Origin of the sequence: Clostridioides sp. ES-S-0006-03 (assembly GCF_020662275.1) — a bacterium.
GTDB lineage: Bacteria > Bacillota > Clostridia > Peptostreptococcales > Peptostreptococcaceae > Clostridioides.
Genome location: NZ_JADGMM010000012.1, coordinates 85,579 through 107,498 on the forward strand (window position 1 = coordinate 85,579; position 21,920 = coordinate 107,498).

Annotated in this window: 17 protein-coding genes and 1 riboswitch; all 17 genes read left to right on the plus strand. The window is 28.8% G+C overall.

The annotated features are described in order from the left end of the window. Positions 1-10 precede the first annotated feature (10 nt). Entirely contained in the window at positions 11-754 is a 744-nt protein-coding gene (yaaA, locus tag IR151_RS15265) for a peroxide stress protein YaaA (RefSeq protein WP_227436050.1), read from the plus strand. 129 nt (positions 755-883) lie between these two features. Next, complete coding sequence (locus IR151_RS15270; protein ID WP_227436052.1) at positions 884-3,541, plus strand: calcium-translocating P-type ATPase, PMCA-type; 2,658 nt, start codon at positions 884-886, stop codon at positions 3,539-3,541. Positions 3,542-3,594: 53 nt separating this feature from the next. Continuing rightward, a riboswitch (SAM riboswitch) is annotated at positions 3,595-3,697 on the plus strand. A gap of 109 nt (positions 3,698-3,806) precedes the next feature. Beyond that, positions 3,807-5,072, plus strand: coding sequence for an O-acetylhomoserine aminocarboxypropyltransferase/cysteine synthase family protein (locus IR151_RS15275; RefSeq protein WP_227436055.1), 1,266 nt, complete (start codon positions 3,807-3,809; stop codon positions 5,070-5,072). Positions 5,073-5,101: 29 nt separating this feature from the next. Then, on the plus strand, positions 5,102-5,992 hold the full coding sequence (locus IR151_RS15280; RefSeq protein ID WP_227436057.1) for a homoserine O-succinyltransferase: 891 nt from the start codon (positions 5,102-5,104) through the stop codon (positions 5,990-5,992). 152 nt (positions 5,993-6,144) lie between these two features. After that, on the plus strand, positions 6,145-6,777 hold the full coding sequence (locus tag IR151_RS15285; RefSeq protein WP_227436059.1) for a TetR/AcrR family transcriptional regulator: 633 nt from the start codon (positions 6,145-6,147) through the stop codon (positions 6,775-6,777). Between the two features lie 298 nt (positions 6,778-7,075). Beyond that, positions 7,076-7,519 carry a MarR family transcriptional regulator gene (locus tag IR151_RS15290; protein ID WP_227436061.1) on the plus strand — a complete coding sequence of 148 codons (444 nt, stop codon included), beginning with the start codon at positions 7,076-7,078 and terminating at the stop codon, positions 7,517-7,519. Between the two features lie 30 nt (positions 7,520-7,549). Beyond that, complete coding sequence (gene ftsH / locus IR151_RS15295) at positions 7,550-9,367, plus strand: ATP-dependent zinc metalloprotease FtsH (RefSeq protein ID WP_227436062.1); 1,818 nt, start codon at positions 7,550-7,552, stop codon at positions 9,365-9,367. 298 nt (positions 9,368-9,665) lie between these two features. Next, entirely contained in the window at positions 9,666-12,368 is a 2,703-nt protein-coding gene (locus tag IR151_RS15300) for a sensor histidine kinase (RefSeq protein ID WP_227436064.1), read from the plus strand. Positions 12,369-12,402: 34 nt separating this feature from the next. Then, positions 12,403-13,101 carry a response regulator gene (locus tag IR151_RS15305; protein ID WP_227436066.1) on the plus strand — a complete coding sequence of 233 codons (699 nt, stop codon included), beginning with the start codon at positions 12,403-12,405 and terminating at the stop codon, positions 13,099-13,101. 313 nt (positions 13,102-13,414) lie between these two features. Continuing rightward, a complete protein-coding gene (locus IR151_RS15310) occupies positions 13,415-14,371 on the plus strand; it encodes a CorA family divalent cation transporter (RefSeq protein WP_227436068.1) in 957 nt (318 codons plus the stop codon). 468 nt (positions 14,372-14,839) lie between these two features. Then, positions 14,840-15,853 (plus strand): 3-deoxy-7-phosphoheptulonate synthase, encoded by a 1,014-nt coding sequence (gene aroF, locus IR151_RS15315; RefSeq protein ID WP_227436070.1) that lies wholly within the window; start codon positions 14,840-14,842, stop codon positions 15,851-15,853. Between the two features lie 21 nt (positions 15,854-15,874). Continuing rightward, a complete protein-coding gene (gene aroB, locus IR151_RS15320) occupies positions 15,875-16,939 on the plus strand; it encodes a 3-dehydroquinate synthase (RefSeq protein ID WP_227436072.1) in 1,065 nt (354 codons plus the stop codon). Beyond that, positions 16,939-18,252 (plus strand): 3-phosphoshikimate 1-carboxyvinyltransferase, encoded by a 1,314-nt coding sequence (gene aroA, locus IR151_RS15325; RefSeq protein WP_227436081.1) that lies wholly within the window; start codon positions 16,939-16,941, stop codon positions 18,250-18,252. The genes aroB and aroA overlap by 1 nt, the downstream gene beginning before the upstream one ends. Beyond that, a complete protein-coding gene (gene aroC, locus IR151_RS15330; protein ID WP_227436083.1) occupies positions 18,230-19,309 on the plus strand; it encodes a chorismate synthase in 1,080 nt (359 codons plus the stop codon). Before aroA ends, aroC begins: the two co-directional genes overlap by 23 nt. 2 nt (positions 19,310-19,311) lie before the next feature. Further along, positions 19,312-20,508 (plus strand): prephenate dehydratase, encoded by a 1,197-nt coding sequence (gene pheA, locus IR151_RS15335; protein WP_227436086.1) that lies wholly within the window; start codon positions 19,312-19,314, stop codon positions 20,506-20,508. A 45-nt stretch (positions 20,509-20,553) separates the two neighbouring features. Further along, positions 20,554-21,363 carry a shikimate dehydrogenase gene (gene aroE, locus IR151_RS15340; RefSeq protein ID WP_227436087.1) on the plus strand — a complete coding sequence of 270 codons (810 nt, stop codon included), beginning with the start codon at positions 20,554-20,556 and terminating at the stop codon, positions 21,361-21,363. A gap of 11 nt (positions 21,364-21,374) precedes the next feature. After that, positions 21,375-21,908, plus strand: coding sequence for a shikimate kinase (locus IR151_RS15345; RefSeq protein ID WP_227436091.1), 534 nt, complete (start codon positions 21,375-21,377; stop codon positions 21,906-21,908). Positions 21,909-21,920 lie beyond the last annotated feature (12 nt).

A 21,920-nucleotide genomic window follows, 5' to 3' on the forward strand; every position in this document is an offset into this window, starting at 1 on the left:
GTAGAAATTTATGATTATAATGTTATCACCAGCTAAAAATATGAAGAATGTACAAGAATTTGATAGAGATTTAAGCTTGCCCTGTTTCATAGATAAAGCAAAAGAAATATCAAAGAATATAAAAACCTTTAGTGTAGAGGATTTCAAAAGTAAAATGAAAATCAACGAAAAATTAGCTATATTAAACAAGAGTAGATTTGATAATTTTAAATTTGACAGTTTAGGTACTCCTGCAATCTTAACTTATGCTGGAATACAATATAAAAATATAGAAGCAGAGAATTTTACAAAGCAAGATGAGGAATTTGCAAATAGTTGTATTAGAATCATAAGTGGATTGTATGGGGTCGTAAAACCCTATGATAGTATATATGAATACAGATTAGAAATGCAGACAAAGTTACAGATAAGAGAATTTAAAAATTTATATGAATATTGGGGAGACAGTATATATAACGAATTAAACAAAGAAAATACAGCTATTGTCAATCTTGCATCAAGTGAATACAGCAAAACTGTGGAAAAATTTATTGATGACAATCATACATATGTAACATGTAATTTTAAAATAAATAAAAATAATATGTTAAAAGTCGAATCTACACAAGCAAAGAAAGCTAGAGGAATGATGGTAAAATATATTGTTAAAAATAAAATAGAAGATATTAACGACTTAAAAAAGTTTAACTTAGGAGGGTATAAATATCGAGAAGATTTATCTAATAATAAGGAGTATGTGTTTGTAAAAGAGTAGATATTTTTATATAGACTTTAAATTGAATTGTTAAATTTAGGTAAAATATAATTACTGAGTATTGAATTGAATTGGATTTTAAAATATAATTATTCTTAAATCAAAAAAAGAAAGGAGTGATCTTCCAAAATGGAAAATCACAAACAGATGCCTTGGCATTCGATGGCAACACATGAAGTATTAGAGAGTTTAGACTCATCAGAGGAGGGGCTCACCGATACCGAGGCGGAAAACAGGATTAAAGAGTATGGTTTAAATGAACTGAGAAAAAGACCACCTAGAACAGTTTTACAAATGCTTTGGACCCAAGTTACAGATGCTATGGTATTGATACTAATAGGTGCATCAGTATTATCTTTAGCATTTGGAGAATTTACAGAAGCTTTTGTAATTCTAATAATTGTAACAGTAAATGCAGTTATTGGTATTGTTCAAGAAAAAAAAGCAGAATCATCATTGGAAGCACTAAAAAATATGAATTCACCTACAGCACGTGTTATACGTGATGGTGAAGAAAATGTTATTCAAGCAAGTAATCTTGTAATAGGAGATATTGTTTTTTTAGAAGATGGAGCGATGATTCCAGCAGACATTCGTTTAATAGATACATCTAGTTTAAAAATTCAAGAAGCTTCTTTAACAGGAGAGTCTGTCCCATCAGAAAAAGATTCAGATGGCATTTTACCTGAAGAATGTGTATTAGGAGACCGTAGTAATATGGCCTATACGTCTTCAATTGTCACATATGGTAGAGGTGTAGGTGTTGTAGTTGCAACTGGGATGGACACAGAAGTAGGTAATATAGCACATCTTTTAGATTCACAAAATGATTTTGATACTCCTATAAAACGTAAACTTAATACTGTTGGAAAAACATTAAGTGTTATAGGTATTATTGTATGCGTTATTATATTTGCAATAGGTGCATTTTATCAGAGACCTCTCTTACCAATGTTTATGATTGCAATTTCACTTGCTATATCAATCATTCCAGAGGGATTACCTGCAACAGCAACCATTGTAATGGCTCTAGGTGTGCAACGTATGGCTAAAAGAAACGCTTTGATTAGAAAGTTGCCAGCAGTTGAAACATTAGGAGGAGCTACAGTAATATGTTGTGATAAAACTGGTACATTAACCTTAAATAAAATGACTGTTACACATATTGCTGTAAATGGCGATTTTGAATCTGGAAAAGTAACATCAATAGATACTGCGTCTGAGAAACATCCACTAGTATATAAAGAGCTTGTTTATGCTGGTGCACTTTGTAACGATGCATGTATAAATCCAGATAAAAAAGATGAAATATTAGGTGATCCAACAGAAGGTTCATTGATTTTTATGGCTAATAAATTTGGAATAGATCAAGAAGCTCTTGAAGAGAAATATCCACGTGTATTTGAGCAACCTTTTGATTCTGACAGAAAATGTATGACAACTGTTCATGATATAGATGGAAAAATCACAGCATATACTAAAGGTGCAGTGGATGAACTTCTCCATTTATGTACCAAAATATTAACATCAAAAGGTGAAAGAAACATTACAGAGATGGACAAAAAAAACATACACGAATTATGTCTTACTATGTCTAAAGATGCATTACGTGTACTTGGTTTTGCTAAGCGTGAAATTTTATCGATACCAAAGGAAGATAGTGAAAACATAGAATATGATTTGACATTTATTGGTATGGTTGGTATGATTGACCCACCAAGAACCGAGGTAACTGATGCAGTAAAAACTTGTAAAGAAGCGGGCATAAGAACCATAATGATAACAGGTGACCATAAAGTCACTGCCACAACAATAGCTCATGAACTTGGAATTTGGAATGAAGGAAATACTGTTATATCTGGTGATGAACTTGATAATTTAAGTGATGATGAACTTGATAAAGCTGTTAAAAATGTGACAGTATTTGCTCGTGTATCACCATTTGATAAACTTAGAATTATACAGTCTCTAAAAAGAATTGGAGAAGTACCAGCAATGACTGGAGATGGGGTAAATGACTCCCCTGCATTAAAGTCTGCTGATATTGGTATAGCTATGGGTATAAGTGGTACAGATGTGGCAAAAGATTCTTCAGATATGATTTTAATGGATGATAGTTTTACCACAATTGCATATGCAATAAAAGAAGGTAGACGTGTATATAGAAATATACAAAAGGTTATACAATTCTTGCTTGTTGGAAATATAGCAGAGATACTTACACTATTTGTTGCAATATTGTTAAACTGGGATACTCCACTTCTTGCTGTGCATATTCTATGGGTAAACCTTGCAACAGCAACTCTTCCAGCTCTTGCTCTTGGAGTTGACCCACCAAGTAGAAATATAATGAAGCATCAGCCTGTTAAATCAGAAAGTTTGTTTGAAAAAAACCTTGTACAAAGAGTTATTACTCAGGGGATATTTGTAGCAATAATGACCATTTTAGCATATAAAATTGGTCTTAATATAGGAAACCATACTGTAGGTCAAACAATGGCATTTTGTGTATTAGCATTTTCACAAATGTTGCGTGCATTTAGCCAGCGTTCAAATACAGATTCTATGTTTACTAGAAATAGTGCTAAAAACCCATTTCTTTTAATCTCATTTTTAACTTCTGCTTTGCTTATGGCAGTTATATTATTTGTCCCTAATTTTAGAGATGCATTTAATTTAACTGTTTTAAATAGCTCACAGTGGCTTGTAACAGTGATTTTAGCTATAATGTCTGTAGTGCAAGTAGAGATTGGAAAAGTTCTTAAAAGAAAATTATATGAAAAATAGTTGACAAAATTAGGAAAAAAATATAAGATATAAAACATAGAAAAATTAAATAAATCTTATCCAGAGAGGTGGAGGGACTGGCCCTATGAAACCCGGCAACCAGTATATTTATATACATTGGTGCTAAATCCTGCGGCGAAAGCTGAGAGATGAGTATAATTAAGCTTATACAGAGCCTGAGTTATATACTCAGGCTTTATTTATTTTAAATCTCATCTGACAAATAGTTTAATTTTCTTAATTAAAATCTAAGGGGGATACAAAAATGTATAACAAAGAAACAATATGTGTGCAAGGAAATTATAAGCCAGGAAATGGAGAACCAAGAGTTTTACCTTTATATCAAAGTACAACTTTTAAATATAGTAGTATAGACCAACTTGCTGACTTATTTGATTTAAAAGCTGATGGTCATATGTATTCCAGAATAAGTAATCCTACAGTTCAAGCTTTTGAAGAAAAGATAAGTTTGTTAGAGGGAGGAGTATCATCTGTTGCTGTATCATCAGGTCAATCTGCAAATATGTTAGCAGTTTTAAATATATGTAAATCTGGAGATAGTATACTTTGTTCTTCAAAAGTATATGGAGGAACATTTAATTTATTAGGGCCTAGTCTTAAAAAATTTGGAATAGATTTAATATCATTTGATTTAGATGCAAGCGAAGATGAAATAGTAGAACTTGCAAATGAAAATACTAAAGTTGTATTTGCAGAAACACTTGCAAATCCAACTCTTGAAGTTATAGATTTTGAAAAAATAGCAAATGTAGCTAAAAGAATTAATGTTCCATTTATAGTTGACAACTCATTAGCATCACCAGTACTTTGTAATCCGCTAAAATATGGAGCAAACATAGTCACTCATTCTACTACAAAATACTTAGATGGCCATGCTTCAAGTGTTGGTGGAATTATAGTAGATGGTGGAAATTTTAACTGGGACAATGGAAAATTTCCAGAATTAGTTGAGCCAGACCCAACATATCATGGAATAAGTTATACTGAGAAGTTTGGCAATGCTGCATATGCTACTAAAACAAGAGTTCAATTACTTAGAGACTATGGAAATTGCCTGAGCCCATTTAACGCATATCTTACTAATTTAAATATTGAAACACTACATCTTAGAATGGAGAGACATAGTGAAAATGCACTTAAGATAGCTGAGTTTTTAGAAAAACATAAAAATGTAGATTGGATTAACTATCCAGGGCTTGAAAATAATAAGTATTATGGAAATGCCAAGAAATATCTATCAAAAGGATGTAGTGGAGTTTTATCATTTGGAGTAAAAGGAGGACTTGAAAATGCTAAAAAATTTGTGGAAAAACTACAAATAGCAGCATTAGTAACTCATGTATCAGATGTAAGAACTTGTGTTATACATCCAGCTTCAACTACTCACAGACAATTAACAGAAGAACAATTAATTGCGTCTGGAGTATTACCTTCCCTAATAAGATTATCTGTTGGAATAGAAAATGTAGAGGATTTAATAGCTGATTTAAATCAAGCTTTAAATTTCTAATAGTATAAGAGAAAGAGAAGTGAAAAGATATGGCTTTAATACTACCAAAGGGACTACCTGTTATTAATAAATTATTAGATGAAGGAATAGATGTAATTTGTAAAGAAGACTTTAATAAAGATTTAGAATACAAAGAAAATATAGATACTAAAATAGCTATATTAAATCTAATGCCAATAAAAATAGATACAGAGTTAGATTTACTTAGAAGAATAGACAAGACAGGTTTTAATGTATCTGTAGAATTTATTAAAATCTCAACAAGAGAGAGTAAAAGAAGTTGTAATGAATATGTTAAGAATTTTTATAAAACATTTGATGAAGCAAAAAAAGAATCTTTTGATGGTTTTATAATAACAGGAGCTCCAGTTGAACAAATGGAGTTTGAAGACGTTGATTATTGGGATGAACTAAAAGATATTATGGATTATTCTAAAAGAAAGGCTAAATCTACATTATATATATGTTGGGCAGCTCAAGCAGGTCTTTACAAATACTACAATGTAAAAAAACTTCCATTAAGTCAAAAATGTTTTGGAGTATTTAAGCATGAAGTGGATAAAAATAGTAAGATAGTAGATGGATTTGAAAAAGAGTTTTTTGCTCCACATTCAAGACACACTACTGTAAATATTGAAACTTTGAAAAATAATGATGAATTGAGCATTGTAAGCCATTCTAAAGAAGCTGGTCCTTATATAATTACAAATTCAAGAGATGTATTTGTAATGGGTCACAGTGAGTATGATAAATACACTTTAGATAAAGAATATAAAAGAGATGTAGATAGAGGTGATAAAATCTCAATACCTAAAAATTATTATATAAATGATGATCCTTCAAAAGAACCAACTGTTAAATGGAAAAAGCATTCAGAACTTTTGTTTAGAAATTGGATAAAAAACTATCTAATAATATAAAACGCAACTAAAAAATATGAGAATCTATAAGGTATAAAAGTAATTATCATACTTCTTTATACCTTATTTTTATTTTATAAAATTGACATTATAAAAGTAGTTTTATATAATAAAACTAAACCGACTGTTGGTCTATTGAAAGGAGAAAGTATATGAGAATTATAAAAGACCCTGAAGAACGTAAAAATGAAATACTTGATACAGCTGAAATGCTTTTTTGTACTAAAGGTTATACAAAAACTACTGTAAATGATATTTTAAATGAGATTGGAATTGCAAAAGGAACATTTTATTACTATTTTAAATCTAAAGAAGAGGTAATGGATGAAATTATAACTAGAATTATAGATAATGATATAAAGATGTTGAAAGAAATTGCTTCAAATCCAGATATTCCAGTTATTGAAAAGTTCTTTCAGATATTAATATCTCAAAGACCTAAAGTTGGAGGAAGTAAAGAAAAAGTGATTAACCAATTTCAACAACCCAACAATGCTGAGATGCATCAAAAGACAATAGTCAAAACTATTTTAAATTTTACACCTATATTAACAGAGGTAGTAGAACAAGGTATAAGAGAAGGTGTATTCAATACAAAATATCCAAAAGAGACAATAGAGTTTTTACTTGTTTCTTCTGAGTGTATATTTGATAAAGGCATGTTTGATTGGGATAATGATGAAATACTGCAAAAAGCAAAGGCATTTGTTTGTATTATGGAAACGACCTTGGGAGCACATAAAGGAAGTTTTGATTTTGTATATAATATGTTAACAGAAGATTAAATTTATTGTAATAGTAAATAACTTTAGATTTTTATTTTTGAATAAGATTAAAATGAGAGGAATCGGTGTAAAATAAATACATCGATTTTTTATTAAAAATATCTTATTCAAAAATTTCAATAAGATAAGATAAACTATTTATAACTGAAGTTACAATATTGTTATTGACAATAAATCCTTAATACTATAATATTTAATACATTAAATATTTATAGTGTTAAGGATTATTTATAAAATATTTTTGAATTTAAAGTTAAAAATATTAGTAAAATAAAGTATTTTTACAGGGAGAATTTATATGGATGAGATAAGTTTTAAAAAAGCACTGCTAGAATTAACTAGAGATATAAATATCAAATTTACAACTTCATTAAGTCAGTTCTATCAACCACTTGGGATTACAGCAGTACAAGCTTTGATTTTATCAGAACTATGTGAACATGGAGAGAAAAAAATAAGTGATTTAGGTAAAAATTTGAATATGACAAATAGCAATGTGTCAGTAATATGTCAAAGACTCGAAAAAAATGGATTTTTAAATCGTATAAGAGATAAAGAAGACCAACGAATTGTAAAAGTTAAAGTTACAGAAAAATCGCTGGATATACAAGAAAATATTTCAAGTAGTATTTTTGATGACTATTTTGAAAATATGACTAGTGAAAAATTGCAAGATATGGAAGATATAATAGAGGGCTTAGAAAAATTAAATAGGCTTTTAACTCATATTGATTGCAAATAACATAAAATTAATTTAAAGGAGAACAAAATTATGGATGAACACAAACCACAAAAGAGGTCAATACTCTATTATTATACAATAATAATAATAGTAGTAATGTTTTTAAATGCTTTAATATTTCCAAGTCTAATGGATAAAAAAATGGTTGAGATTGATTATGGAAAATTTCTTACAATGTTAGATTCAGGAAAGGTTAAATCTGTTGAAATAGAAAGTAATAAAATTGCAATAAGCCCATCTAGTAGTAAGGATAAAAATATATACATAACTGGTAGAATGGATGACCCAGAACTAGTTGATAGATTAAAAGATGCAAAAGTAGAATTTACTAAGATTATTCCTAAAGAAAATTCACCTCTTTTGAGTATTTTACTTACATGGATAGTACCTATAGGTATTCTTATGCTATTTGGTAATTTAATGATGAAATCAATGCAAAAACGAATGGGTGGCAATAGTATGCAATTTGGAAAGAGCAATGCCAAAATGTATGTATCTGCTCAAAGTGGAAAAAGATTTAATGATGTAGCTGGTCAAGATGAGGCAAAAGAAGCTCTAAGTGAGATAGTAGATTTCTTACACAATCCAGAAAAATACAAAAAAATAGGAGCACAAATGCCAAAAGGTGCACTTTTAGTAGGGCCTCCAGGAACAGGAAAAACACTACTTGCAAAAGCTGTAGCAGGCGAAGCAGATGTACCATTTTTCTCAATATCTGGTTCTGAATTTGTTGAGATGTTTGTAGGTATGGGAGCATCTAGAATACGTGATTTATTTAAACAAGCTAAAGAAAAAGCTCCATGTATAGTGTTTATAGATGAAATTGATACTATAGGTAAAAAGCGTGATAATGGAAGTGGAATAGGCGGAAATGATGAACGTGAACAAACTTTAAATCAATTATTAAGTGAAATGGATGGATTTGATGGTGGAATAGGTGTAGTAATACTAGCTGCAACGAATAGACCTGATAGTCTTGATAAAGCATTACTTCGCCCAGGACGATTTGATAGACGTATACCAGTTGAACTTCCAGACCTTGGAGGACGAGAAGCTATCCTAAAGGTACATGCTAAAAATGTAAATGTAGACTCAAATATAGATTATAATGCAATTGCTAGGTCTACATCAGGTGCATCTGGAGCAGAACTTGCAAATATTGTAAATGAAGCAGCACTTTTAGCAGTTAAGTCTGGCAGAGATGTAGTAGAACAACAAGATTTTGAGGAATCTGTTGAGACTGTAATTGCAGGATATCAACGTAAAGGAGCTGTGATTTCTGATAAAGAAAAGAAAATCATAGCTTACCATGAAATAGGTCATGCACTTGTTGCTGCAATGCAGAAACATTCTGCACCTGTCCATAAAATTACAATAATACCTAGGACTTCAGGTGCATTGGGTTATACTATGCAAGTTGCAGAAGATGAAAGTGTACTTATGTCCAAAGAGGAAGCCATTGATAAAATAACTACTTTTACAGGTGGTCGTGCTGCTGAAGAAGTTATTTTTGATACTTGTACATCAGGTGCATCAAATGATATAGAGCAAGCTACTAAGATTGCAAGAGCTATGGTTACTCGTCTTGGTATGAGTGAGGAATTTGATATGGTTGCTCTTGAAACAGTAAGTAATCAGTACCTAGGAGGAGACTCTTCTCTTGCTTGTTCTTCAGATACTGCAGCTAAAATTGATGAAGAAGTATTTAGAATAGTAAAGACTTGTCATAAAAAAGCAATTGAGATTTTAGAGAATAATATTGATAAGCTACATGAACTTGCTGAATATTTATTAGAAAAAGAGACAATTACAGGTGATGAGTTCATGGAAATACTGAATTTAAAGTAACCATGTTGAAATAAAGATTGTAGTAATAGTTTTATTTAAAGATATATTTGCATATTTAAAAATGTTAATGTATTTTCAATAAAATATAAATAAATATCTATATAAATCAAAACAAGAGAATCGATAAAAATGACTGTGTAAAAAATAAAAATGCCTAAATAATAGGCATTTTTATTTTACAATTAAACTACATACTTGTATCTTTACATAATCTTAATCATTAAAAATACATCTTAACTACATTTTTATACTAGAATTGATATTATAATAGTAATGAAATGTACAAGGAGGTTGTTTGATGGACAGACCAAATCCTGATATTCTATTAAAAAAAATAAAGAATGAAGAAAAAAAACTAAATAGAGGTCAGTTAAAAATATTTTTTGGGTATGCAGCAGGTGTAGGTAAAACTTATTCTATGTTGGAATCTGCACAAAATTTAAAAAAAGTAGGGGTTGATGTAGTTGTTGGATATATTGAACCACATACTAGACCAGAAACATTAGCATTACTTGACGGATTAGAGACTCTTCCTGTAAAAGAAATAGAATATAAATCTATAAAATTAAAAGAGTTTGATTTAGATGCAGCATTAGCAAGAAAGCCAGAAGTTATATTAGTTGATGAGTTTGCTCACTCTAATGTCACTGGGTTAAGGCATACTAAAAGATGGCAGGATATAGAAGAATTATTACTAGCAGGTATAAATGTATATACTACTGTAAATGTACAACATCTAGAAAGTTTAAATGATATTGTGGAGATAATTACAAATGTATCAGTCAAAGAAACTATACCAGATAAATTTTTAGATACAAGTACACAATTAGAGCTTATAGATGTTGAACCTGACGTACTTCTTGAAAGATTTAATGAAGGTAAAATATATAAAAAGGAACAGGCAATTAGAGCAAAAGATAATTTTTTTATAAAAGACAATCTAGTTGCACTTAGGGAAATTGCACTTAGAAAAACAGCCGAAAGAGTAAATAAAGAAGTTCAAATGACTAGATTATCAAAGGGTGATGTAACAGTAATACCTACATCAGATACACTTCTTGCATGTATAAGCCCATCTCCATCTTCAGCTAAGGTTATTAGAACTGCATCTAGGATAGCAGATAGTACGTTTGCTAAGTGGATAGCTTTATATGTTGAAACTCCAAATACAGCAAAATTGCCTTTTGAGGAGCAAAAACAATTACAAAACAATTTAAAACTAGCTAAGAAGTTGGGTGCTGAGATAATTGTTTTACATGGTGAAAATGTAATAGAACAGATACTTAGAATTGCCAAGATAAGAAATGTAACAAAAATTGTAATAGGCAGAAATCATTCAAATACTAAAAAATTGAGTAAAAAACTGAAAAAAGATATAGTTGACAAATTAATAGATGAAGTTGATTATATAGATATACATATAATCCCTTATAAATTTGCTTCAGAGGTTAAATATAGACCTAAAAAAGATAACTCATCAATAAAATCAAAATTTAAAATTAGTAAAACTGATTTTATAAAACTTATAATTATTACTTCAGTGATAAGCATTTTGGCATATATAGTACAAAGTATGGGATTTATAAGAGAAAATATATTACTAATATATATGTTAGGTGTAGTTTTGGTTTCTATGTGGACTAAAGGATATAGTACAGGTATAATAAGTTCTGTATTTAATATAGTACTGTTAAATTATTTTTTTACAGCACCTTTATATACACTGTCAATAGCTGATTCAAATTATATAGTAACATTAGTTGTATTCTCAATAGTTGGTATAATAACTAGTACTCTTACATCCAAGATACAACATGAAGCAGATACAGCTGCTAAAAGAGAAGAAAATACAAAAATGATATATCAAATCATTAAGGGATTTTTAAGATTGTCGAATAAAGATGATATAGTAAATAAGGGTATAGAACTTTTATGTCTTAGTCTAAGTAGAGATATAGTTTGTTATTTAAATGTGGATAAGGATAAGAAATCAAAGTTCTATAAAAAAAATACTGCTAATAAGGACAAAAATGATTTAGATATAGAAGATGAAAAGGCTGTTGCAAGTTGGGTATTGTCTAATTCAACAGTAGCAGGTAGTGATACAGATACACTTCCTGGTTCAAAAGGATATTATATACCAATTATAGGTATGAATTCAACTTTGGGAGTCATTGGTATATCATGTGTTGATTCAAAATTAGATACAGAAGATATAAGTTTAATTGAAACAATAACTGCTCAAATGGCAATAGCTCTTGATAGAGAAATTCTATCAGAAGCAAAAGAAAACACTAATCTTGAGATAGAAAGAGAGAGGCTTAGAAGCAATCTTTTAAGAGCAGTTTCACATGACCTCAGAACACCATTAGCAGGAATATCTGGAGCAGTTAGTACAATTATAAAAAATAATGATACTATAGGTCAGGATATAATAGACGAATTACTTAGTGGTGTATATGAAGATACTCAGTGGTTAATAAGACTTGTTGAAAATTTGCTTAGCATGACTAAGATAGATGAAGGAAAGTTAGAAGTCAAAAAACGTTCTGAACTTGTTGAGGAAATTATATCAGAGTCATTGCAAAATATAAAAAAAAGAATTGAAAATGCAATTATAGATATTAATATACCAGAGCAAATATTATTTGTTCCTATGGATGCCAAATTAATAGAACAGGTTTTAATTAATCTAATAGATAATGCTTTAAAATATTCAAAAGAGGATTGTAAGATAAATATAATTGTATATGAAAAAGAAGATTATGTTTGGTTTGAAGTGTCTGACAATGGTCCTGGAATATCAAAAGAATTGAAAGAGCATATATTTGATCGATTTTTTACTGGAGAAGAAGGTACTAAGGATTCTAGAAAAGGTGTTGGACTTGGATTATCAATTTGTAAATCTATAATTCAAGCTCATAAAGGTGAAATTTTAGTAGTAAACAATAAAGATAAAGGTTCAACTTTTAAATTTAGTTTGCCAAAAGAAAATGAATAGTATGAAATTTTGAAATTTAGTTTTGGAGGAAGAAATGAGTAAAAAACTTATATTGTTAGTAGAGGATGATAAAACAATAAGAAAATTTATATCTACTGCACTTGCAACTCAAGATTATGATGTTAAAGAGGCTATAACTGGTAAAGAAGGAATATCAATTGCTGTATCATATTCTCCAGATGTCGTTCTATTAGATTTAGGGTTAGAAGATATGGATGGAATAGAGGTAATAAAAGCTATTAGGCAGTTTTCAAATATACCAATAATTGTAGTTTCAGCGAGAGAACAAGACAGAGAAAAGGTAGAAGTGTTTGATGCAGGTGCAGATGATTACTTAACAAAACCATTTTCTATAGTAGAGTTATTAGCTAGGGTCAGAGTAGCGTTTAGACACTCACAAGTAGAATTACAACAAAAAGAAGAGATTAGGTCTACGTTTGAAGTAGGTGAATTATTTATTGATTTTGATAAAAGAAAAGTTATTGTTGACAATAATGAAGTACATTTGACACCAATTGAATATAATATTCTTTCATTACTTGCAAAGCATCATGGAAAAGTACTTACTCATAATTTTATAATAAAAGAAATATGGGGTAGTATTATAGGCAATGAAACTAAGTCTTTAAGGGTTTTTATGGCAACATTAAGACGAAAAATAGAGAAGCAACCTGCTGACCCTAGGTATATAATTACAGAAGTTGGTGTTGGATATAGACTAAATGATGAATAGGCAAAATGGATGCTAAAATTGTATAATTTAGATTAAGTTAAAATGAAGTGTGTATGCTATTATTAATTTAAGTATATGCATTTCATTTTTTAGTACTTTTTTAACATTGATAATATTAAACACATTTTAAAATAAAAGTATGGTATAATTTGTAAGAAAAGTCTAAGTTAAAAAATAAAAGATTTAATATTTATTTTCTAATAAATTTAATATAAATAAATATTAAATAATAATTACTGAAATAGTGAAAAATAATTACAGTAATAAATATATATAATTTTAAAAATGTAAATTGAGGTTTAGGAGTAGATTTATGTATATATTGAATTTAAATACAAGAGAGATTGCAAAAGATTTTAGAACAAAATTTTATATACCAGAAAATTCATATCTTATATTAAGTGCTCCAAAAAATTTAAAATTACTCAAGGAAACTTTGGATATAGATGAAATAACATTTAATGATTGTCTTAAATTTGATGAAATAACAAAGCTTGATTTATTTGATAATTATGATTTTTTGAGCCTAAATACTTTTGAATTGAGAAATGGAGAAGCTGTTATAGAAGAAGTAAATATGTATTTATCAGATAATTTTATATTAGTTGTTGTAAATGAAGAGCATTTTCTATTTGAATTTGTAAAGAATCTTATTTTAAAAAACTCTCAACTTGAAAAAAATCCTGTCATAAACCTTTTTAAGATAAATTATTTAATTTTTAGAGAAGTTATAAAAAATGGTTTTGAATCTTTAGAAAAAGTTGAAGAATTAATTCTTGAAATAGAAGATGAGATGATGGACAATATTCATAAAAATCATGTTTCTAGAATAAGTGATGTAAGAGGATTGACTAGAACTATAGTTAAAAACACCAGACCACTTTTATATATTGGAGATAGAATAGTTAAAGAAAATATACGATATTTAAAATACTCGAATGTAAAAAAATATAATCTTGAAAATTTTCAAGGGATAGATTTTGGTATTGATAAATTATATAATTTTGCACTATCAACACGTGAGCTAGCAGATAAACTCCTAGATATTTATTCTTCTAGAGTAGGTGAAAAAACGAATCACTTAATTACAAAATTGACCTTACTTACGGCTATCTCTGCACCACTTACAATTATAACGGGAATATATGGAATGAACTTTAGGTATATGCCAGAACTAAACTGGCTTTATGGATATCCAGCAACATTACTTTTGATGTTAGGCATAGTTTTTGTTGGAATTATAATATTTAAAATAAAAAAATTATTGTAAAAATAAGATGCTTTTTAAACGATTTTAGAAAAATATATTAAAAGAAAAAGTGTATTAAGAAAATAAAAAAATATTTTAAATTGAAAATATTTATAGAAAATATTGACAATTATATTTTCTTTGCTATAATTATTAAACAAGAAGATTAATAAATTATAAAAATGGAGGATAATACTATGAAAGGGATTTTAAAAGAACTAGTGGCAAAACTTTATAGCTTTTTTTATTTTATGTTCTGGGGCTTTTATTTTAGCGCTGGCTATTTCTTTTACAAAAATACATGTAATTCCTTTCTGGTGAGGCCTTGATTTTAATAACCTTGGGCATAGGTCAATTTTATAAAAATGATTATTTTATATGGTCATGTAAGATTTGATGCTTAATAGATTATTTTAGAGAACTCATTAATGAGTTCTCTTTTTTATTTTAAACTCAAGTATAAAAATATAACATTAGGGGGTAGTAAAGATGATAGTGGTATTAAAAGTAGGAGCAGATAAGAGAGAAGTTAAGAAATTAATAGAAGCTATTTGTAAAGAAGGTGTAGAAGTGAATCCTATAGATGGAAAAGAATTAACTGTTTTGGGGTTAGTTGGAGATACTAGTAAAATAGATGCCAAAAGAATAGAAGCAAATAAGGTGGTTGAAAAAGTTATGCATGTAGTAGAACCTTTTAAAAAAGCAAATAGAAAATTTCATCCAGAACCTTCAATTATAAATGTAGATGGTATGGAAATTGGGTCAAAAAAACTTACTATGATAGCTGGTCCTTGTTCTGTTGAAACAGAGGAACAAATAGTTTCTATAGCTGAAGATGTAAAAAAATCAGGAGCAGGATTTTTAAGAGGAGGAGCATTCAAGCCAAGAACATCTCCATACGCTTTCCAAGGATTAAGATATGATGGATTAGATTTATTAAAAAAAGCAAAAGAAAAAACAGGTCTTCCTATAGTTACAGAAATAATGTCAACACAAGATATAGATGTATTTGAAGAAAATGTAGATGTAATTCAAGTTGGAGCAAGAAACATGCAAAACTTCGATTTATTGAAAGAATTAGGAAAAACAAATAAAACAATACTTTTAAAAAGAGGATTATCTGCTACAATTGAAGAGTGGCTAATGTCAGCTGAATATATAATGGCTGGAGGAAATGAAAGTGTGGTTCTTTGTGAAAGAGGTATAAGAACTTTTGAAACATACACTAGAAATACTTTGGATTTAAGTGCAATCTTAGCTGTAAAAAAACTTAGCCATTTACCAGTTATAGTTGACCCAAGTCATGCAGCAGGAAAATCATGGATGGTTGACTCTCTATCTAAAGCAGCAATTGCGGTTGGAGCAGATGGTTTAATAATAGAAGTTCATAATGACCCAGCTCATGCACTTTGTGATGGTAAACAATCAATTAAACCAGATGAGTATGAAGGATTAATAAATGAACTAAAAACTATCGCATCAGCAGTTGGAAGAGAAATATAATCTATAGAAGGATGGTTAAACGTGGAAGAAAAATTATTAGTTAATCTAAAAGAGAATAGTTACAATATATTTATAAAAAAAAGTATATTAAAAAATATAGGTAAAGAAATTAAAAAAATATATTCTGGAAATAAGATTTTTATTGTTACAGATGAAAATGTAGCAAAATTATATTTATATGAAGTTAAAAATAATTTGATTGAATCTGGATTTGAAACTAAAGCTATAATATTAGAAGCTGGTGAAGAGACAAAGTCATTTAATACTCTACCTAAAATATATGAAAGTTTACTTGACTTTAAGTTAACTAGAAAAGATTTGATTATCACATTGGGAGGTGGGGTAATTGGAGATTTAGGAGGATTTACGGCAGCAACTTTTTTAAGAGGTGTAAATTTTATTCAAATTCCAACATCTCTATTAGCTCAAGTGGACAGTTCTGTAGGTGGAAAAGTTGGAGTTGACCTTGAAAGGGGAAAAAACTTAGTAGGGAGTTTTTATCAGCCGAAAGCAGTATTTATTGACCCAGATGTATTATCATCTCTTCCAGAAAAATTTTATAGAGATGGAATGGCAGAGGTTATAAAGTATGGATGTATAAAAGATAAAACTTTTTTTAATAAGCTTGCAAACTTAAAAAATAGGGAAGAAGTGATGCAACATATAGAATACATTATACACAAATGTTGCCTTATCAAAAAAACTGTAGTTGAAGCTGATGAGAGAGATTTAGGAGATAGGATGCTTTTAAATTTTGGACACACACTAGGTCATGCTATTGAGAAACACTATAACTTTACAGGTTATACTCATGGAGAAGCTGTTGGTGTAGGCATGTATAAGATAACATTAGAGAGTGAAAAAAAAGGGATTACAAAACAAGGTACATCAGAGCTTATAAAATCAATTTTAATAAATTATGATTTACCTTATGATGTTGAATTAGGAGATAATAAATCCATAATAGATACTATATCTCTTGATAAAAAAAATCTAGGTGATACACTAAAAATAATACTTTTAAAGGATATTGGAGAAAGTATTATATATGATACTACTTCTAAATTTTTTCAGGAGGTAAAATGATGGGAAGCTTAAAAATATATCCAAGCAAATTATCAGGAGATGTGAAAATTCCTCCATCAAAAAGTATTGCACATAGAGCAGTTATTTGTGCAGCTTTAAGTGATGGAAAAAGTAGAATTTCTAATATAGATTTTTCTGATGATATTATAGCTACTATAAGAGCAATGATATCATTAGGAGCAACCATAGAAAAAAAAGAAGACATTTTAGAAATTACAGGAATCTACTCTAAAGAAGCAATTTTAAATAAAGAGAATCAATTGAATCAACCTAAATTGACTATAGATTGTAATGAATCAGGTTCTACTTTAAGGTTTCTGGTACCTATATCTTTATCCTTTGATGGAGTAAAAAGATTTATAGGAAGAGGTAATCTTGGAAAAAGGCCACTTGATACTTATTATGAGATATTTGACAGACAAGGCATAGAATACAACTACAAAGAAAATAAACTGGATTTAATTGTATCAGGAAAACTTAAACCAGACGAATTTAGAGTAAAAGGAAATATAAGTTCTCAATTTATAACAGGATTATTATTTATATTACCTACATTAGATAGTGACTCAAAGATAATAATTACCACTGAACTGGAATCTAAAGGGTATTTAGATTTAACTATTTCAACTATGAAAGATTTTGGAGTAGAAATTGTAAATAATAATTATAAAGAATTTATCATAAAAGGAAATCAAACTTATAAATCTATAGATTATAAAGTTGAAGGAGATTATTCTCAAGGTGCATTTTATTTATCAGCAGATGCTATTGGAGAAGATATTAACATACTTGACCTTAAAGAAAATTCTCTTCAAGGAGATAGTGAAGTTATTGAGATTTTATCAAGGATGGGTGTGGAAATTTTAAGAGAAGACAACAAAATTAAAGGAATAACAAATTGTCTAAATAGTACTTTGATAGATGCATCTCAATGCCCAGATATAATACCCGTTTTATCTGTGGTAGCAGCTTTAAGTATAGGGAAGACGACTATAATCAATGCTGGAAGACTTAGAATTAAGGAGTGTGATAGACTTCATGCAATAAATGTTGAGTTAAGTAAGCTTGGGGCAAATATAGAAGAAAAAGATGATAGTTTGATAATTGAGGGAGTAAGCAAATTAAATGGAGGTGTAGAGGTATGGAGTCACAAAGACCACAGGATTGCCATGACACTTGCAATTGCTTCTTGTAGATGTGATAAACCAATCATATTGAAAGATTTTGAGTGTGTATCAAAGTCTTATCCACATTTTTTTAAAGATTTTGAGATGTTAGGAGGAAGAATTGATGAGTGGAATATGGGGAAATAATTTAAAAATATCCATCTTTGGAGAATCTCATGGAAATGCTATAGGTATAAATATAGATGGTCTTCCAGCTGGCATTGAGTTAGACCTTGATAAGATTGATAAAGAAATGAAGAGAAGAGCACCAGGAAAAAATTCTATATCAACTTCAAGAAATGAAAATGATATACCAGAAATTTTAAGTGGATATTTTGATGGAAAAACTACAGGAACTCCATTATGTGCAATTATAAGAAATAGTGATACTCGCTCAAAAGATTATGGAGAAGTTAAAAACTTGATGAGACCAGGTCATGCAGACTATACAGGTCATATAAAATATTCTGGGTTTAATGACTATAGAGGAGGAGGACATTTCTCAGGAAGAATAACTGCTCCATTAGTATTTTGTGGTTCTATATGTAAACAAATTTTATCACAAGAAGGTATAGAGATAGGAGCCCACATAAAAAAAATCAAGAATATAGAGGATAAGGGTTTTAATTATATAGACATCTCAATACAAGAATTATTAAATTTACAAAATTTAGAATTACCTTTGCTTGATTTATCAAAAGAAGAAGCTATAAAAAATACTATTCTAGATGCAAAAAATCAGGGAGATTCAGTTGGTGGTATAATTGAATGTGCAGTGGTAGGTGTTAATGTAGGTGTTGGAAATCCGTTTTTTGATTCTGTTGAATCTACTCTATCACATTTACTATTTTCTGTTCCATCTATAAAAGGTGTAGAATTTGGATTAGGATTTGATAGTACAGACATGTATGGTTCTCAAAGTAATGATGAAATGTACTATGATGGAGATACAGTAAAAAGTAAAACTAATAATAATGGTGGGATTGTTGGAGGGATTACAACTGGAATGCCAATAGTTTTTAAAGTAGCAATTAAGCCAACTCCATCAATTAGTAAACAACAAAATACTGTTAATATAAAAGATAAAAAAGATGATGTTTTAGCTATTAAAGGTAGACACGACCCTTGTATAGTTCAAAGAGCTGTACCTGTAATAGAAGCAGTAACAGCTATTGGAATTTTTGATTTGATGAAAGGACGATAATAATGGAGGATTTAACGAGATATAGAAATAAAATTGATGATATAGATAAGGAACTTGTTCAACTATTTGAAAAAAGGATGAATATAGTTCTCGAAATTGCTAGATATAAAATGAAAAATAATACTACTATACTTCAAAAAGATAGAGAAGAAAAAGTATTGAGTAAAGCAGTAGATAATCTAGAAGATAAAAAATATTCACAAGAGACTGTACAATTTTTCAATTCAGTAATGGAAGTTAGTAGAAATTTGCAAAAAAGATTAATAGATAATGATGTAGAGGAAAAAAATGAAAACAGTTCAAATTCATCAAATGAAAATTTTGATTTGTTAAATCTATATAAATATAAATCATTAAAAAGTGAACTTAATAAAAAAAATCTCCTAGTAGGATTTCCTGGTATATCAGGTTCATTCACAGAAGAAGCACTAACAAAATTTTTTAACACTCAAATCACAAAAAAACAATTTAAAGAATTTGAAGATATCTTTATAGCACTTCAAAATAAAGAAATAAATTATGGAATAATACCTATAGAAAACTCCTCTACAGGAGCAATTTCTGAAACTTACGACCTTTTAGGAAAATATGGATTCTATATAGTTGGGGAAGAGTGTATAAAAATAAATCAAAATTTAATTGGAATAAAGGGCACAAACCTTGAAGATATTAAAGAAATATATTCACATCCACAAGGAATAGGTCAGAGTAGTGAATTTTTAAAACAAAATAGTCAATGGAAATTGATACCTTTTAATAATACAGCAACTAGTGCTGAACTTGTTAAAAGGCTTCAAGATAAAACAAAGGCAGCAATTGCTAGTAAAAAAGCCGCAACGATTTATGGATTAGAAATAATAAGTCCTTGTATAAATGATATAACAGATAATTATACTAGATTTGTGGTAATTAGTAATGAGATACACATTGAAGAAGAGTCAAATAAGATGAGTATTGTATTTTCTGTTGAGAATGAAGCTGGAAAGCTTTATAAAATACTTGGATACTTTGCTGAAAACAATATAAATATGACAAAAATAGAATCAAGACCAATGAAAAATGCTTCTTGGAGATATTTCTTTTATATAGATTTTGAATGTTCTATATATGATTCAAAAGTATGTAGCTTATTAGACATGATAGAACGTAATACAGCATACTTCAAATTTATCGGTGTATATAGAAATAAAATTGAATAGATAAATGTAATTTTTTCTTTAAACAGAATGATTGGAGGTGTAAAGATGAATTTTTTTGGTCTAATAGGTGAAAAGCTATCTCATAGCGTTTCACCTCAAATTCATAAGAGGTTATTTGAAGTATTGAATATTGAAGGTGCTTATAAGAACTTTGAGATTTCAAAAGAAAATATACCAATGTTGGATGATGCTATAAAATTATTAAGAATCAAAGGTGTAAATGTTACTGTCCCATATAAAGAAAGAGTCATGGAGTTTTTAGATTTTATATCTCCAGAAGCAAAGCGTATAGGGGCAGTTAACACCATTTTACTTAAAGAGAATAAATTATATGGCTATAATACAGATTATTTTGGACTTGACATTATGTTCAAAATAGCTAATATTGATATTCAAGGAAAGACAGCTGTTATATTAGGTACTGGAGGTGCATCTAAAGCAGCCATAACATACCTTCTTGATTCTGGAATAGATAAAGTTTATGTTTCAAGTAGAAAAAAAGATAATAAAAAGCTATCAAATAATTCAGCTATATTAATAGATTATGAAGAACTTAAGAATATAAAAGGAGATATAATATTAAATGCAACTCCAGTAGGAATGTACCCTAATATAGGATTATCACCTGTCTCAAAATCTATTATACAAAATTTTGATATATTAGTAGATTTGATTTACAATCCTAAAAAAACTTCTTTTCTAGAAATTGGTCAGAATCTAGGTAAAAAAACGTGTAATGGATTATATATGTTGGTTGGGCAAGCAATAAAATCTCAAGAAATATGGCAGAATACTAAAATAGATAATGGTGTTTTAAATATTATATATGAAGAAATAAAATTAAACTTTTTATAGGGGGATTGATTATGATAAACAAAGAAAAAGTAATATTAATAGGTATGCCAGGTAGTGGAAAAACTACAATTGGAAAACTTTTAGCACAGGAATATAATTGTAGTTTTTGTGATATGGATGATTATATAAATAAAATATCTCAAAAAAGTATAGCAGAATTATTTTTAGAAGGAGAAGATGTTTTTAGAAATTATGAAACTCAAGCATGTAGAGAACTTTCTACTAGTGATAAAACAGTAGTCTCTACTGGTGGTGGTGTAATAAAAAAAGATATTAATATAGAAATACTCAAAGAAGCAGGAATAATACTTTTTATTAATAGACCTATAGAAAAAATTTTAGAAGATATAAATATTAATTCAAGACCCTTATTACAAGATGGAAAAGAGAAATTATACAATCTTTATAATGAAAGAATAAATCTTTATAAAAATGCTGCGGATATAGAAATTTTAAATGATAAATCATTAAATGATGCTGTATATAATATCAAAAATGCAATTAATAAAAATTTTAAATTTGAATTTAATGAAAAAATAATCTAGGGGGAAATAAGA

Bases quoted from the DNA above. Each gene is read 5' to 3' on its own strand.
- yaaA (WP_227436050.1), top strand. From the start codon at position 11: ATGATTATAATGTTATCACCAGCTAAAAATATGAAGAATGTACAAGAA.
- IR151_RS15270 (WP_227436052.1), top strand. From the start codon at position 884: ATGGAAAATCACAAACAGATGCCTTGGCATTCGATGGCAACACATGAA.
- IR151_RS15275 (WP_227436055.1), top strand. From the start codon at position 3,807: ATGTATAACAAAGAAACAATATGTGTGCAAGGAAATTATAAGCCAGGA.
- IR151_RS15280 (WP_227436057.1), top strand. From the start codon at position 5,102: ATGGCTTTAATACTACCAAAGGGACTACCTGTTATTAATAAATTATTA.
- IR151_RS15285 (WP_227436059.1), top strand. From the start codon at position 6,145: ATGAGAATTATAAAAGACCCTGAAGAACGTAAAAATGAAATACTTGAT.
- IR151_RS15290 (WP_227436061.1), top strand. From the start codon at position 7,076: ATGGATGAGATAAGTTTTAAAAAAGCACTGCTAGAATTAACTAGAGAT.
- ftsH (WP_227436062.1), top strand. From the start codon at position 7,550: ATGGATGAACACAAACCACAAAAGAGGTCAATACTCTATTATTATACA.
- IR151_RS15300 (WP_227436064.1), top strand. From the start codon at position 9,666: ATGGACAGACCAAATCCTGATATTCTATTAAAAAAAATAAAGAATGAA.
- IR151_RS15305 (WP_227436066.1), top strand. From the start codon at position 12,403: ATGAGTAAAAAACTTATATTGTTAGTAGAGGATGATAAAACAATAAGA.
- IR151_RS15310 (WP_227436068.1), top strand. From the start codon at position 13,415: ATGTATATATTGAATTTAAATACAAGAGAGATTGCAAAAGATTTTAGA.
- aroF (WP_227436070.1), top strand. From the start codon at position 14,840: ATGATAGTGGTATTAAAAGTAGGAGCAGATAAGAGAGAAGTTAAGAAA.
- aroA (WP_227436081.1), top strand. From the start codon at position 16,939: ATGGGAAGCTTAAAAATATATCCAAGCAAATTATCAGGAGATGTGAAA.
- aroC (WP_227436083.1), top strand. From the start codon at position 18,230: ATGAGTGGAATATGGGGAAATAATTTAAAAATATCCATCTTTGGAGAA.
- pheA (WP_227436086.1), top strand. From the start codon at position 19,312: ATGGAGGATTTAACGAGATATAGAAATAAAATTGATGATATAGATAAG.
- aroE (WP_227436087.1), top strand. From the start codon at position 20,554: ATGAATTTTTTTGGTCTAATAGGTGAAAAGCTATCTCATAGCGTTTCA.
- IR151_RS15345 (WP_227436091.1), top strand. From the start codon at position 21,375: ATGATAAACAAAGAAAAAGTAATATTAATAGGTATGCCAGGTAGTGGA.